We start from the raw sequence: 15,270 nt of genomic DNA on the forward strand, positions 1-15,270 counted from the left end.
TGGCTTTTAGCCTGCGGTGTCTCACCTCGACACGCATTTCCCGCAGGAGTCTCGCACCCTCCGTTCCACTTCACTCTGCGTGAATACGAAAATGGCAGCCTGCTTGCTCCCCGTTTGATGATTTGGATGATGAAGGTTTCGTTTCACTGCAAGTGCTCGCTTTCCGCGGGCAGTCCGTGAGCCTCCTCGTCTTTTAGCCTGCGGTGTTTCACGTCGACACGCATTTCGCTCAGGAGTCTCGCACCCTCCGTTCCACTTCACTCTGCGTGAATACGAAAATGGCAGCCTGCTTGCTCCCAGTTTGATGATTTGGATGATGATCGTTTCGTTTCACTGCGAGTGCTCGCTTTCCGCAGGAGTTCTGTACCTCTTCAAGAATGACTCGGTAATATCATGACTTTTAAAAGATTATCTATGCGAATTAGAAGACGGCAAAAGTGAGTATCACTCTTTCATATCCCATATTCAAAAAGCCAAAAGGTTTCGGAATGAGACTTCCGAAGCCTTTTGGCTTACAAGAGCTACGACTTGCCGATTTAGGGCAAGTCTTTTTGTCAGTCGCGCATCGATTCAAATTCGTTCATTGCTTCTATATTTGAGTCTTTTTGGAGAATGAAGGCTTGGGAAGGAATGGCGATTTGGACTTCTTCCCGTTCGAGTATCTCCATTATTTTAAAGTTGACGTCTTCCTTGATGGATAAATATCCGCCAAAGTCAGTTGCATTGGTAAAGAAGTAAAGATAGAGATTGAAACCGGAATGACTGAATTCATCAAATTTGACGAGTATCGTTTCCGGATGCACCTCTTTGTGCTCAATCAGCATAGTCTCGATGTCTTTAATGACATTTTCCAGCTTTTCCTTTGGGGTTGTAACGTTCACACCCAAATGGAAGGCAATTTGGCGTTTCCCCATCTTGGACCAGTTGATGATCGGTTCGTTCGAGAGGGTCGCATTCGGTACGGTAACGAGCGCCTGGGCAAAGGTCCGCACTTTGGTGCTTCGGAACGTGATGTCTTCAATCGTGCCCTCCACACTGGGGGTTTTGATCCAATCGCCTATGGTGAATGGCTTCTCGGTAACGATGACGATTCCTCCGAAGAAATTGCTGACGGTATCCTTGGCAGCAAGAGCGAAAGCTAATCCGCCCAAGCCAAGTCCTGCAACAAATCCGTCGACATTGAATCCCCATTCTTCCGCAATGATGGATGCTCCAAAAGCGATGATGATCAATTTAATGATTTTTGTGAAAAACGGCAGGACAATTTGGTCAACTTCCAGGCCGAATTTGCTTACAAGCTTCGGAAATAAAATGGTCAAGATCGAACTGATATTGAAAATCGTCCAAAAGAATAGGAAAACAAAAAACGATCTGTAAATTTTTGATTTAAGTTCATCCGAAGGTGAGTCAATCGGAAAATAGTTCAAGGAAATAATGACACCGATTAATACGATAAGCCATCTTACCGGCCTTTCCAAAGCGAGCATTAAGTTGGCGGCAAATTCAATTTTTCGTTTTTCAGCAATTCGAAGAAAGAATTTGAATATATATGTAGTGAATACTTTCCGAAGTAAAAGAAAGATTAGGAAGATGCCGATTGTAATTCCTAATTGGGTCCAGGCATCGATTCCATCGAATTGATTTAGTGATTCAGAAACTTCTTGCAATGTATTACTCCTCCAATGTATCTTGTAGTATTGTAGAATACTAAGATTATAATATATCCATGCTGAAAAAGGAAAAATTATTGATGATTGAAGAGAGCGCGATCCACATAAATGCTTTTTCAAGTTATTAATGGCAAGGATATATGGTAATATGGATGCAAAGTGACTTTTTAAGTTTGGAAGGTGGAAATATTGACTAAGAAAATAGTGTTTACCGGTGGCGGTTCTGCCGGTCATGTATCAGTTAATGCAGCAATCATCCCAGAATTCCTCAAGCAGGATTGGGATGTTACCTATATTGGTTCAAAAAAAGGCATCGAAAAAGATATTATCGAAAAGGAATTTCCCGAGGTGCGTTATGAAACGATTTCCGTTGGGAAATTCCGTCGGTATCTTTCCATTGAAAATATGAAAGATCCTTTCAGGGTCATAAAAGGGATTTTCGATGCAAGGAAAATTTTAAAAAAGGAAAAGCCCGATTTCATCTTCTCTAAAGGTGGATTCGTTTCCGTTCCCGTCGTTTTGGCAGGAAGGATGCTGAGGATTCCGATCGCCATACATGAATCGGATTATACTCCTGGCCTTGCGAATAAAATTGCCATGCCACTTGCATCAAAAATATTCACGACCTTCCAGGAAACCGAAAAAGGCCTTCCACATGATAAGGCGATGTATCTGGGGGCTGTATTGCGGGATGGAATTTTCAAGGGAAACGCTTCTGCCGGCAAGGCATTCTGCGGGTTTACAAGCAAAAAACCGGTGTTGCTCGTCATGGGCGGCAGCCTTGGGGCAGTGAAAATCAATAACTTGATCACTGATAATCTCGATGTCTTATTAAAGGAATACCAGATCATTCACATTTGTGGAAAAGGACATGTGAAAACGGAATTGAAACAACCAGGATACGCACCATTCGAATTCGTCCATGAGGAGTTATTCGACCTTCTGGCGGCTGCAGATGTGGTCGTGTCAAGGGCTGGATCCAATTCAATTTTTGAATTCCTTGGTTTGCAAAAGCCGATGCTGTTGATCCCCCTAAGTGCCAATGCATCACGTGGAGATCAGATCCTCAATGCATCCAGCTTTGAAAAACAGGGTTTTTGTAAGGTCCTTCAAGAAGAAGAGTTGAATGACCGGGTTTTCAAAGACACACTAGCAGAATTGGTCGATCAATCCAATGCATATCAGGAGAAAATGCGTCAAAAACGTCCATTCAAGACTGCTTCAGAAATGTATGATTTATTACTTGAAGTCATGACAGCAAAAAAATAAGTATCAATCCCCTCCTTGAAGCATATCTATTTCTTGAACAGAGGAGGGGGCAGTATGGCTTATGAATATTCCAAGGGGTGGTTCATCCAGCAATTAAAAGCCGGAGGGATAAGCTATCACCCAATCGAGAAGAAAAAGCTCGAGCTTTATAAAACACATATTTTAAGGCGTTTATACGAAGACCTGAAGAAGAATTAACCATAAAAATAACCGCAACGTCATTGGCGTTGCGGTTATTTTTATTTAAAGGAAATGGCTGATGACAGGAAAGAAGCATGAAATCAGGATACCTGCAATCGCCATGGCCGCACCGGCAACAGCTCCGGTAAACTCGCTCTCCTGAGCCGCTTGCGCCGTTCCAAGACCATGAGCGATGGTCCCATATGCGATACCGCGGGCAAAGGGCATGGTAATGTTCAATTTATCCATCATTTTCGGAGCGATCATCGTTCCCAGCACACCGGTCAAAATGACGAAGGCTGCCGATATATTGGAATCACCGCCATAAAGCTCGGTGATTTCCACCGCGATTGGCACGGTTATCGACTTAACCGCCAAGCCTTGAAGGATGAATTGCGGTAGTGAAAAGGCCTGTGCAATGGTGAAGGCGATGGCCAAGGTGACCATAAGGCCCAATATCATCCCGCTAATCGCCGGTATCGCATATTTAACGATTATCCTTCTATTTTTATAAAGCGGAACAGCCAAGGCGACGGTTGCAGGGCCGAGGAAATAGGAGATGATATCCTTTGCTGGGGAATAATCATCAAAATCCAAACCGGTGGCCAATAAGATGAGAATGATGGTGATAGTACTGAAAAATACAGGCGTTGTAAATGGTGATGGGCGTTTGGCATATAATTTCCGTCCCATATAATAGGCAAGGAGAGTTATCAGGATGCTATAAGGTGTGATTAGCGCTGTCATGCTGATTGACCTCTCCTCTATGAGAAAATTTCTGAACGGTCCATGCGGAAACGATGAATCCGAAAATCAAGCTGACTCCAAGTGTGAGTGCCAAAGGCAAACCGAATTCAATAAATAGCCATCCCATGGTCATTAAACTGATGGAAATGGGAATAAAGAAAAAGGCGAGGTGCTTCACTAAGAATCCTGAAGCCAGTTCAATCCACTCGACCTTTAAAACCTTCGTTTGTAATAAAATGAATAATAAAATCATGCCGATGACATTGCCAGGGATGGGTAAATGAAATAAGTCAGCCAAATAATAGCCGAGCTTGCAAATGACGAGCAGCACGGTAAGCTGCACGGGAAAAGCCAATATTTTTTTCATGATTAAATCCTTTCAATGACGCTTTGAATATATCGTTGAATTGGTCAATTGTATTCATTATAAAAAAATATCCCTAAAAAGAATAGGGAATTCCAACATTCTTTTCGGTGCAGCTCTTGAAAACGGGAAAAAGAGCTATCCAAATTTGGAAGCTCCCATCCTATATATGAAAAGATTAGAAAATTTTTATGCTTCGAGTAATTGCTGTTCGTCATCATCATGCTGCCTAAGGATATGAAAGGTGTATAAATCTTTAGGGATTTCGAACAAATCGAAGATATCTCCTTCATGATTGATCTGATCATAAAGAGACTTTCTTGTATCATTGGCATTGACGGCATAAGGCAGCTTTTCAGCAGCTTTGATCGAACGGATATTCTTTTTGCGGATTCGCATGAAGACCGTCTCCAATCCGAGCTCAAAGAAAAGCTCTTTAAAGAAAGCGTCTTTTGCGATTGCATTATATCCTTTTCCATGATAAGACTTGCCAAGCCATGTGCCTAAGAAACCTGCACCATTTTCAATGTCGTATAAAGAAATGCAACCGATCGGATTTTCCCATTCGTCCAGGATCGTTCGTGAAATCAGTTCCCCAGCTTCTTCTGCCTCGATCGTTTGCTTAGTAATGAATACATATTCTTCATATGAATCTACTTTATGGCGCACGAAAGGGAAGACATCTGGATGCGTCATTTGTTCATAAAGAGAAAAACAATCTGAGAAATCTCTCTTTTTTAACATTTCCGTCCCTCCGTTTGAGGGCAGTTTTTATGCGTAGTCGCTGCCCACCCTCGAAATTTTTTAAGTCGTTCATCAAAAAATTTCGGGGTGGGAATCGAACCCACTAGAACCGGAAACCGGTGGCGCACCATTTGCCTTCCCTATTTTTATTGTCAGAAATTATATAAATCTAAAGAAGCTTACGAAGGTATAATACTAAAAAAAAATCGGTTTGGGAATAGGTTTTTTGCCTTTTTTTTTCGTCAAATTCCAACTTTTTTTCGACGTGAATAAATAGCGGGCAAACGCCTGTATTTCTCCCTTGAAAATGCGGTTTTTCACCTGTTTTTCAAGGAGGAAATGATACAATCCTTAAAACTTTCCTGTGTACTGCATGCATAAAATGATGGCTCCAAGCGCCCATACGTAAATGGAGAATATTTTAAGCGACCGTTTCTTTAGGAAGTCGATCATCCATACCACTGCGATATACCCAAAGATAGCTGCTGCAAGGGTCCCGACAAAAAGGGCAGTAAGGGGAAGCCGCTCAACCTCCCCTGTAAAAATGGGCTTCATCTGAAATACAATGCCGCCAGTAATGGCTGGAATCGAAAGCAAAAAGGAAAAATAGGCGGCAGTGGCCCTATCCAACTTGCAAAAAAGCCCGGCAGCTATCGTAAGTCCTGAACGCGAAAGCGCAGGCATGATCGCAGCAGCCTGGAAGGTTCCGATGATCAAAGCATCTTTGACGGAAATTTCATGGAGTGATTTTCCGCCCTTTCTGATTCCGTCCGCTACCCATAAAATCAATCCAGTCGCTAAAAATTCCCAGCCGATGGTCACACCTGTTTTTGAAAGGCCATCAAACCAATCGCTGAGTAAAAGGCCGGCAATCACTGCAGGGATTGTCCCGACAATGAGGACCAAGGTCAGTCTGGAAAAAGGATTTTTCAAAATGGAGAGGATATCATTCTTATAAACCACCAATAATGCCAGCAACGTTCCGATATGAAGCATGGTATCTAGAAAAATGCCTGCTTCATCAAGATGGAATAAATGCCTCCCCAAATATAAATGTCCGGTGCTCGATATAGGTAAAAACTCCGTCAGGCCTTGAATGACCCCAAGGATGAAGGCCTGGAATTCGTTCAGCAAATTCATCACTCCATTCCTGAAAATATCGGAAATTCCATTATTTTATCTTTATGCACCAGCTGGTTGAACATGTCCGCATATTTTGTCGTTGAGGATTTAGCAAAAAAGGTTCTCTCCTTTACTTTTCTTCGAATAAAATGAAAAGAAAATGAAACCAATCCTCATTTGATTCGTAATTATTCTTATAAGAGAGGAGGAGAAGACACTATGCCTACTAAAGATGAAAGAGTGTTTGCTGCCCTTATATATGTGATCAGCTTTTTCACAGCATTTATCGGTCCTTTAGTGATTTGGTTACTGAAGAAAGACTCATCACCGTTTGTGGATTATCATGGAAGGGAATATTTGAATTTTTTCATTTCCTACACCATTTATTCGATCGTAGCAGGGATCCTGACGATAGTCTTGGTTGGATTCTTGCTATTGCCGGTTATCGGCATCGCGTTAATCATATTCACGATCATTGCTGCCATTAGGGCTTATGAAGGAACGGATTACCGGTTCCCGCTGATTTTTAGGATACTATAGTAAGAGATAGAAGGATTCCGTTCATAACGGAATCCTTTTTGCGCCTGGAATAGGCAGATTAAAAAAGGGAATCGATCATCTGAAAGCGAATTAAGTGAACGAAGGGGATTGGTTGGCTGGCGCCTTGGAATGCTAGGTAGGCGGAGAAACTTTCTTAGTGAGGAGTGTGGAGCTGAATAGTATATGAATATACGAGAATATTATCAAAAGATGAGCCATTCCAATTTTCATGCTTCCTCGATATCTCTTGGGTTGGCCGTTATCTTTTTCATTGGCCATGTTGTCGGTTTGATCCCTGGCCCTATTATCTTGATTACGGCTCCGTTCATGTTAATTAGTATTGCCCTATATATCGTCCATCGAATATATGAAAGTCGAATCAAGGAATTGCCTCGTGATCTATATGGCACGAATCCCGGCTTATTGGATGCCGAACATATTTTGCTGACATTCTTGCCGGCACCGACATTGCGTTTGCTTCTATTTGCACCTGATGGTAACCTGATGGGCGAGATCCGGGATAGGAATATGAAGTGGTTCATGTGGATGGTACCTAATTTCTTGTCGATGCTCTTGGCCAAACGGTATGATCTAGTCAATCCTGAGGGTCACGTACTTGCCGAGTATCATATCGGGAGGGGGCTATTCAATGAAATGGCGATCATGGATGAAGAAGGGAGCCTCATTGGCTCCTATCAAGAAAAAAGGACCTTTATGAAAAACGAGGGAATGATCTACAAGGAGGATGGGACGGAATGGATGCCCATTGACACGCCGGGAAGTTTAAATTCATTTGAGATTGCAACGATAGATGGGAAAAAAATCGTAACCTACCAAGAAGGATGGATGCCTGTTGAGTGGGGAAGGCGATTTAAGACAAATACGCCTATCCTTACCTTTTCATCTCCTGTAGAAAAAATCCCCAGATTAATCATCTTCGGGTTTTGTGCCGCCGCCTTAAATCATCGTTCAAATTGACTACGACCATACCCTTTAGTAAATCTATTAAATATTTGATATAATAAAAGGGAAATACTTTTGCATAATTACATAAAAAGGGTGGTAAATATGAGTTTACTTAATGAGATTCTGGATTACAATGAACAATTTGTAGAAAAAGGGGAATATGTTAAGTATAAAACTGATAAGTTCCCTGAAAAACGAATGGTCATCATAAGTTGTATGGATACAAGGCTCGTGGAGCTACTGCCAAAATCGATGAATGTTAAAAATGGCGATGTGAAAATATTGAAGACTGCCGGGGCAATCGTCTCCCATCCGTTTGGAAGTGTGATGCGGAGTATCCTAGTTGCCATTTATGAGCTTAAAGCGGATGAAGTATTGGTCATACCTCACCATGATTGTGGGATGGCTTCCGTCGACGCGGATTCTGTCGTCGAAAAGATGGTCGCACGTGATATTCCGAAGAACACCATCGATACACTGGGAGCGGCTGGAATCGATATCCGCACCTGGCTTCGTGGATTTGATGATGTTTATGAAAGCTGTAAAAACAGTGTGGAAATCATAAAAAGCCATCCGTTGATCCCTAAAAACATACCTGTACACGGACTCATCATTTCCCCTGATACAGGGAAGCTGGAAGTGGTAGTCGATGGGTATGCTGCTGTAGAAGAAAAGTAATAGAGAGCTTTGTAACTGCCGGAACTATTTTCGGCAGTTTTCTTTATTTTTAACAATTCTATTTATTTTTTTCCGTAATTTTGATAAAATCGCCAAGTGTAGTTTGTCACTTAAACAAACGGGTGGGCGAGGGACAATTTAATAAGGATACAACATGAAGAAATTAAATTTGGAATCCCTTTTCCATTTTTCTAGCCATGGAACGAATGGAAAACGAGAAATCCTTGCCGGAATGGTAGGGTATTTTACGATCGTATATATCCTCATCGTGAATTCCCTGATCTTATCGGAAGCGGGCATACCGATTAATGGTGCGGTCATTGCCACCATCCTTTTATCCGCCGTAAGCTGCATCATGATAGGAATTTGGGCGAATGTCCCGATCCTCCTCGTTCCAGGAATGGGCGTGAATGCACTATTTGCTTATACGATGGTCCAAGGAATGGGTTTATCCTGGCAATCAGCGCTTGGTGCTGTATTTATCTCTGGAGTTATTTTCGTGATCATTGCTTTTACTAAATACTCCAGGTTAATCAGTGATTCTATACCAAGTTCGCTGAAAGATGCCATATCAGTTGGCCTAGGCTTATTCTTGATGCTGATTGGTCTTGAAAAGGGCGGGATTATCACGGAAGGTTCAACCTCCATCATTGCACTGGGAGATTTAAGCAACCCAGCTGTATGTGCTACGGTGCTGACCTTTTTGCTGGCAATTACGCTTTTCATCAAGAATGTGCCTGGTAATTTCATGATCACCATCCTGGCAGGCAGTCTTATTGCCTACTTGTGCGGGACGATTCAATTATCTGATATCCATTTTTCAGGGATGGATACAGCTTCTTATAGCGATCTTTTCTTTTCATTATCGTTCATGGAAGCGGACCGGATTGAGTTTTGGATAAGTGTCTTTGCGATGACGATGGTTCTTGTTTTTGAAAATATCGGTCTCGTACACGGACATGTAGACAGTATCAATCGCCAGGATGCTTATAAAAAGTCGCTTAAGGCGACAAGTGTTTCCGTTCTGTTATCAGGTATTTTCGGTTCAAGTCCTACCGTTGCAACAGTTGAAACGGCAGCTGGAATTGCATCTGGAGGCAGGACCGGATTGACCTCGGTTGTAACAGGCTTGCTTTTCATCCTTTCATTGCTATTTATCCCAGTGATAAAAGTGATCCCGGATAGTGCCATTGCGCCGATCTTGATCATCATTGGCATTTTGATGCTAGGGAACATTAAAAGATTGGATTTCAGCGATCTTACCGAGAGTGTACCTGCAATCATGATCATTACGATCATTCCATTCACGTACAGTATTGCTGATGGAATGGCATTCGGTTTCATTCTCTATCCATTCTTGAAGCTTGTAACCGGAAAGGCGAGAGAAGTTTCAGCCCCGATGTATGTGAGTGCGGCCATGTTTATCGTCTATTTCATCATCGGTTTGATCGGTTAATACTTTTGGAAGAGCGGTTGGAAAGGAGGATTTCTCCTGTCGGCCGCTCTTCCTTGCATAGTACATAATATTGAGGGATCGGATGATTTTTTTACTTTTCGCGATGACACATCGATTGTGAAAATGCTATGATATAGAATATTTAAAAAAATGATAATGACATGCATATTTAAGGAAGTGACAGGATGATTATTGAAGGGCTAAAAAGCCATGGCTCAGGAAATGATTTCTTAATCATTGATGAATTGACCACGAACTTGACGTTTACTGAACAAGAAAGAGAAAACTTAGCGAAGGCCCTTTGCAATAGGGGGAGACTTGGAGCAGACGGTATTTTGTTTGTGATGAAAAGTGAACAGGCTGATTGCCGGATGCGTGTCTTTAATGCCGATGGATCGGAAGCATCCATGTGCGGTAATGGACTTCGCTGTGTGGCAAGATATGCAAATGATGTGTTAGGACTCGACAAAATGATCGTCGAAACGATGAAAGCAAATTTACTCGTTGAAAAAACGGATGATATTTATAAGGGGATTCCAACGTTCAAGGTTGAAATTTCCCCCGTCAGTTTCAATGTTAAGGATTTGCCGCTCATCATTGAAAAAGAAACGCTGCAAAACGAACCATTGCCAGAGCTTCATTCTTCCCTTTTGTTTTCGGCATTGGCGGTTCCCAATCCGCATTTGATTACCCTTGTAGATAAGGCCATTTTACAAAGCGATCTGCAAGAGGACCTTTCCGTCAAGGTCAATCAACCGAATGAGCTTTTCCCTGATGGCGTCAATGTCAGTTTTGTCAAAGAACTCGAACCAGGCAGCATTTACGTAAGGACCTTTGAACGTGGAGTGGGCTTCACCAATGCTTGTGGAACGGCGATGTCAGCATCTAGCCTAGTAACCTGCTTTGCTGGATTGAATGAATTGGAGCGCGAAATTTCCGTATACAATAACGGCGGAAAAGTTAAATGCGTCGTGCACCATGATACAGAAAATCAAACCTATTTAATCGACCTAATCGGGAACGCAACCTATGAATTCAAAGTATCACTTGAAATAGACAAAAATCATCCCGAACAATTTGAAATACTCGAAAAAGACGAATTCGAAGAAGAAGCAAGCCTATATGCCAAACTGCAAGATGAAGTTCAAACCTATTTGCAAACTGCATTATAGACAAGACAAAAAGGATGCGAATCAATGGATTCCGCATCCTTTTTTTTGAAACGTAATCTTGAGCGAGTAGCTCTTTCAAGTGGCTCCAATAATGCCCAAACTGGCAAGTAAAGCACCCAAATTCGCAAGTAAAGCACCGAAATTTACGAGTATAGCACCCAAACTCGCAAGAAACCGCTCCCAATCGTGAGAAACCGTCCGAAAATGAAGAGAGAATGCCGTAAACTTACGGGTAAACACCCCAATTTTACAATTATAAGCGCCGATGCTAGTCTTTCTTTTGCTTGAGAAAGGCCAATACATCCTGGAAGGCAGTGCCATTATCGACATGGCGATATTCCCTGAAAGCACAGCCGTCCCTTTTGATACGGGTCGGGACGGTTAGGATGGTAAAGTTTTTTAGCTGGAGGTCTTCGTCCACTTCTTCCCAAAACAAAGGTGTAGCTACGCCTGCAAAACCATTCCCTCGTGGCGAATATGGCACTATGATGGTTTTTCCTTCACTGTGCTGGATAAAGTCCAAGTAAAGTCGATTATGCCGGTTCACTTTCAATCTTTCCATCGTAAAATCATTGGGGTGGGAACTTGTAAGGTAATGGCCGAGAAAATCGGTGAATATGCGTGTCTCTTGGTAAGTGAATTGGTCTTCGGGCAGCGGGATGTGTACCTGAAGCCCTTTGTTGCCGGACGTTTTAACAAAAGCTTCCATTCTTAATGAGTCCATCACCTTTTTTATTTCTTGTGCTGCCTTTATTGCTAGTGAAAAGTATTCGATCGAAGGAGGATCCAAGTCCAAGACGATTTCATCAGGTTTTGTTTTCCCCGCTTTTTGAAACGGGGCATGGAATTCCAAAGCCAGTTGGTTACCAAACCAAAGTAGCGTTTCAACATCGTTGCATAGCATATATTCAATATCTTCGTCCTTGAACGTTTTAATGAAGCCCGGCGCATAGTCAGGCTTGTTTTTCTGGAAAAATCTATCTTGATCGAGCGTGCCATGAGGATACCTGATCGTAGTCAATAGTTTTTCCTTTAAGAAAGGTAGGAAGAAAGCGGAAACTTCACGCAAGTATTGGAGGTATTCCACTTTAATCACGTCTTTGCCAGCCGTTGTCCATAATGGCTTATCACGGGAGGTTATTTGAACGGTTTCTGGAAAGGTATACTGGCTTATTACGAATTTCTCCCATGTGCATTCTTTTGGATCCAAGTTCAGAAGCCATTGGGAAAATTGGGGCTCGCGCAATTCATTTTCTTCATAAACATGTAAGCATTGCACTTCGATGCATATCGAAGGTTGGATATAAAAAAATTGGGCGTCCTCTCCAGAGGCATTTCGCTTGATTAAATCATGCAGGATCCCTTTATTTTGGGCACTCAGACCATTTTTGACGCTGCCAATTTTCATTACTTTTCCATCCTTGTATACCCCGAGGGAAACGTATCCATTTTCTTTATGCAATGCCGTGATGAAACAGGAAATGTCCTTCCAATTCTTCACTTTAATCCAGGCGGTGGTTCGCTTCCCTTCTTGCCAGGTTCCCCGTATTTCCTTTGCAACCACTCCCTCGCCATCCAAAAGGATTACTTCATTCATCGCGACATTCAAAGAATTGAAGCTCTTAATTATTTGTACTAAAGCTTTATCTGCTGGGTCAGGAGGACTAGGGAGGCCAAGTTCTTTTCCCATCTTCACCATCCATTCCCTGCGCTCTTCCATGGATTGATTTCTGATGTCCTTGCCCTTTATGCGCAGCAGATCGAACGCTATATAACGGCATGGGGAAAAATGAGCATTTTCAGAAATCAATAATGGGTTACGCAGGCGGCCACGCCATTGGATTTGAAAAAAGTCTGCTTTTGCTTGATTCGTCAGCCAGACCAATTCTCCATCCAACTGCAACGGTAGATACGCTTCAAGTTCCATTTCTTTTATGAATGTAACGATTTCCGGGAATAACGTGGATAATTCCTTCTCGTTTCGACTCTTGATGCTTATCGTATCGGAGTCAATCGTTAAGATGGCCCTAAAGCCGTCATATTTGACTTCATAACGCCAATCGTTAGAGACGGGCGCTTCCGGGTAATAAGTGGGCAGCATCGGTTTCATTTTGAAAAACACCTTCCGCAAATAAATGATTAACATTATTTTGCCAAAAAAACAACGGGTTAGAGTTGGCAAATTTTTTTTCGGTTTTTTTTTTACAAAGGGGAATAATAACTGTGTTCTCAAAATTAAAAATAAGTTATGAGGTGACCCATATGCATACAATGTGGAAGGGGAGCATATCATTCGGTTTGGTGAACATTCCGATTAAACTTCATGCGGCTACGGAAGATAAGGATATATCTTTACGGACACTGCACAAGGAATGTCATTCACCAATCAAATATGAAAAAGTGTGTCCGGTTTGCCAGAAAGAAGTGGGTAAAGATGATATTGTCCGCGCTTTCGAATATACAAAAGGAAAGTTTGTCGTTTTGGAGGACAATGAACTGGAACAGCTAAAAAAACAGAATGAAGAAAAAGCAGTGGAAATCGTGGATTTCGTGAAAATAGAAGAAATAGATCCGATCTATTTTAACCGCAGTTATTATATGTCCCCCAATGATGGGGGGATTAAGGCTTATTCCCTTCTAAGACAGGCACTTAAGGAATCCAATAAGGTGGGGATCGCCAAAATCATCATTCGCTCAAAAGAGCAAATGGCAGTCATTCGGGTCGTTGATAATACCCTTGTGATGGAGACGATTCATTATCCGGATGAAGTCCGCTCCGCAGCCGATGTTCCGAACATCCCTGCAAATGATGCGATCGTAAAAAAAGAAATTGATACGGCCGTGCTTTTAATCGATCAATTAACGTCGACTTTTGAACCAACCAAATACACGGATGATTATCGCACCGCTTTACTCGAACTGATTGAATCAAAGAAAACGGGACAGAAGACGATTGCAGCCAAAACGTCGGAACCGGCAGCAAACAATGTAACCGATTTAATGGAGGCGTTGCAAGCTTCCATTGACCGGACGAAGCATGAAGAACCGGAGAAAAGAACCACCCGTAAGAAGGCGGCAACGAAAAAAAAGAAACAAGCATAATACTAAAAAGCCAAGCGGAGTAGGAATGCGTCGCTTGGCTTTTTATTTGGGTTTTCGTTTAAGTGGAGATCGATGCAGGGCAAAAAAAATCGCTCCCTTAAGAGCGACAATGAGGAATTCAATCGTGAAATCAACATATAGGCGAACCGTTGTAGTTTTCGACTATATATTGTGTTCATATTCTATCATATTTAATTCTGAAATAGCAACAAAATTACGATAACTTACTGATGATTTTTTCTGGAATTCCATGATATTTCAACCAATTGAAAGCATGGGAACCGTTTTCGGTTTTTAAGTTTGGGATATTCTCCTATTCTTCTATAGAATCAAATGGATTTTTAGTATAATTTATTCATATAAGGATGGTATATACTAAATGAGGATAGGGAGACGAAGAATGGAAAACAAGAAAATAGTTTCACTTCAAGTCAGTAAGCCCAAACAAGAAACATTTGCGAATGTCAACATTTTTTCTGCCATGAATAAACAAGCAGTGGACACCGTGACTGTAACGAAATCTGGCCTAATGGGTGATGGGGTAGGCAATGAAAAGTTTCATGGAGGCCCTGATCGAGTCGTATGTTTTTATCCCTATGAACACTACGCATTATGGAATGAGAAGTTCAATAAAAGGCTTGATATTCCCGCGTTTGGTGAAAATGTAACCGTTGCAGGGATGACAGAGGATGCTACCTATATTGGTGATATTTATCAAATAGGCGATGCGATCGTCCAAATTAACCAGGGAAGGATCCCATGTTCGACGATTTCCCATTTTAACCGTGAGGCCGGGCTTTTGAAAATAGTTATGAAAACGGGTTTCACTGGTTATTTTGCAAGAGTGATCAAAGAGGGGACCATAAAGAAACAAGATGAAATTTTGTTACTCGAACGCCAGCAGGAAAAAATCACGGTTCAATTCGCAACTGAGGTGATCCTTCATGGACGGGACGGGGAGGAAGGAGCGAGTGCATTACTTGCTGTGGATTCACTCGCGGACGACTGGAAACAAAGGGCCGTAAAGCGCATTCAGGCTGTGCAGGACTGAATGAATTGTAGGGAAAATGAAAAAATGCGCGGTAAGGTATTGAAATTAACAGATTATTAAGGTAAATTAAATATAAATAAATTTTAAAATTTTATGAAAATTATATATCGATCTTATCGAGAGAGGTGGAGGGACTGGCCCGACGAAACCTCAGCAACCAGCTTAGGCAAAGGTGCTAAATCCAGCAAGCGGAGCTTGATAGATGAGGA

The 15,270-nt window shown here is 42.0% G+C and carries 16 protein-coding genes and 1 riboswitch; of the genes, 9 read left to right on the plus strand and 7 right to left on the minus strand.

Annotated elements, in window-relative coordinates; translation table 11 throughout:
* Nucleotides 1-21: 21 nt before the first annotated feature.
* Nucleotides 22-147 carry a hypothetical protein gene (locus AS888_RS26595; RefSeq protein ID WP_260320080.1) on the minus strand — a complete coding sequence of 42 codons (126 nt, stop codon included), beginning with the start codon at nt 145-147 and terminating at the stop codon, nt 22-24.
* Nucleotides 148-554: 407 nt separating this feature from the next.
* A complete protein-coding gene (locus tag AS888_RS01625) occupies nt 555-1,667 on the minus strand; it encodes a mechanosensitive ion channel family protein (protein WP_260320081.1) in 1,113 nt (370 codons plus the stop codon).
* A 183-nt stretch (nt 1,668-1,850) separates the two neighbouring features.
* Between AS888_RS01625 and AS888_RS01630 the strand changes: the two genes are divergently transcribed.
* The gene (locus AS888_RS01630) at nt 1,851-2,939 is read left to right on the plus strand and encodes an undecaprenyldiphospho-muramoylpentapeptide beta-N-acetylglucosaminyltransferase (RefSeq protein ID WP_260320082.1); all 1,089 of its coding nucleotides are present in this window, start codon (nt 1,851-1,853) and stop codon (nt 2,937-2,939) included.
* Nucleotides 2,940-2,993: 54 nt separating this feature from the next.
* Nucleotides 2,994-3,137, plus strand: a complete 144-nt coding sequence (locus AS888_RS24815) for a DUF2639 domain-containing protein (protein WP_081092263.1) — start codon at nt 2,994-2,996, stop codon at nt 3,135-3,137.
* A 45-nt stretch (nt 3,138-3,182) separates the two neighbouring features.
* Here AS888_RS24815 and AS888_RS01635 read toward each other — a convergent pair whose 3' ends face one another.
* The 4 genes from AS888_RS01635 to AS888_RS01650 all read right to left on the minus strand — a co-directional run bounded on the left by AS888_RS01635 (nt 3,183) and on the right by AS888_RS01650 (nt 6,105).
* Complete coding sequence (locus AS888_RS01635; protein WP_061140467.1) at nt 3,183-3,866, minus strand: LrgB family protein; 684 nt, start codon at nt 3,864-3,866, stop codon at nt 3,183-3,185.
* Nucleotides 3,841-4,233: a CidA/LrgA family protein gene (locus tag AS888_RS01640; RefSeq protein ID WP_061140468.1), complete on the minus strand. Its 393-nt coding sequence runs from the start codon at nt 4,231-4,233 to the stop codon at nt 3,841-3,843. Before AS888_RS01640 ends, AS888_RS01635 begins: the two co-directional genes overlap by 26 nt.
* A 186-nt stretch (nt 4,234-4,419) precedes the next feature.
* A complete protein-coding gene (locus tag AS888_RS01645; protein WP_061140469.1) occupies nt 4,420-4,974 on the minus strand; it encodes a GNAT family N-acetyltransferase in 555 nt (184 codons plus the stop codon).
* A gap of 351 nt (nt 4,975-5,325) precedes the next feature.
* Complete coding sequence (locus tag AS888_RS01650; protein ID WP_061140509.1) at nt 5,326-6,105, minus strand: undecaprenyl-diphosphate phosphatase; 780 nt, start codon at nt 6,103-6,105, stop codon at nt 5,326-5,328.
* Between the two features lie 210 nt (nt 6,106-6,315).
* Here AS888_RS01650 and AS888_RS01655 point away from each other — a divergent pair, with 210 nt between their 5' ends.
* The 5 genes from AS888_RS01655 (at nt 6,316) to dapF (ending at nt 10,908) form a co-directional block, all read left to right on the plus strand.
* Complete coding sequence (locus tag AS888_RS01655) at nt 6,316-6,636, plus strand: DUF4870 domain-containing protein (RefSeq protein WP_061140470.1); 321 nt, start codon at nt 6,316-6,318, stop codon at nt 6,634-6,636.
* Between the two features lie 183 nt (nt 6,637-6,819).
* On the plus strand, nt 6,820-7,614 hold the full coding sequence (locus tag AS888_RS01660; protein ID WP_061140471.1) for a hypothetical protein: 795 nt from the start codon (nt 6,820-6,822) through the stop codon (nt 7,612-7,614).
* Nucleotides 7,615-7,704: 90 nt separating this feature from the next.
* Nucleotides 7,705-8,280: a beta-class carbonic anhydrase gene (locus AS888_RS01665; protein ID WP_061140472.1), complete on the plus strand. Its 576-nt coding sequence runs from the start codon at nt 7,705-7,707 to the stop codon at nt 8,278-8,280.
* A 154-nt stretch (nt 8,281-8,434) separates the two neighbouring features.
* The gene (locus AS888_RS01670; RefSeq protein WP_061140473.1) at nt 8,435-9,736 is read left to right on the plus strand and encodes an NCS2 family permease; all 1,302 of its coding nucleotides are present in this window, start codon (nt 8,435-8,437) and stop codon (nt 9,734-9,736) included.
* A gap of 185 nt (nt 9,737-9,921) precedes the next feature.
* On the plus strand, nt 9,922-10,908 hold the full coding sequence (gene dapF, locus AS888_RS01675) for a diaminopimelate epimerase (protein WP_061140474.1): 987 nt from the start codon (nt 9,922-9,924) through the stop codon (nt 10,906-10,908).
* A gap of 268 nt (nt 10,909-11,176) precedes the next feature.
* Here dapF and ligD read toward each other — a convergent pair whose 3' ends face one another.
* Nucleotides 11,177-13,018 carry a DNA ligase D gene (gene ligD, locus AS888_RS01680; protein WP_061140475.1) on the minus strand — a complete coding sequence of 614 codons (1,842 nt, stop codon included), beginning with the start codon at nt 13,016-13,018 and terminating at the stop codon, nt 11,177-11,179.
* 152 nt (nt 13,019-13,170) lie between these two features.
* On the opposite strand from ligD, the gene ku reads away from it, so the two are divergent.
* Nucleotides 13,171-14,010 (plus strand): non-homologous end joining protein Ku, encoded by an 840-nt coding sequence (gene ku, locus AS888_RS01685; protein WP_061140476.1) that lies wholly within the window; start codon nt 13,171-13,173, stop codon nt 14,008-14,010.
* 400 nt (nt 14,011-14,410) lie between these two features.
* Complete coding sequence (locus AS888_RS01690; RefSeq protein ID WP_061140477.1) at nt 14,411-15,061, plus strand: MOSC domain-containing protein; 651 nt, start codon at nt 14,411-14,413, stop codon at nt 15,059-15,061.
* A gap of 110 nt (nt 15,062-15,171) precedes the next feature.
* Nucleotides 15,172-15,270: riboswitch (SAM riboswitch) on the plus strand.

Source organism: Peribacillus simplex, assembly GCF_001542915.1.
GTDB lineage: Bacteria > Bacillota > Bacilli > Bacillales > DSM-1321 > Peribacillus > Peribacillus simplex_B.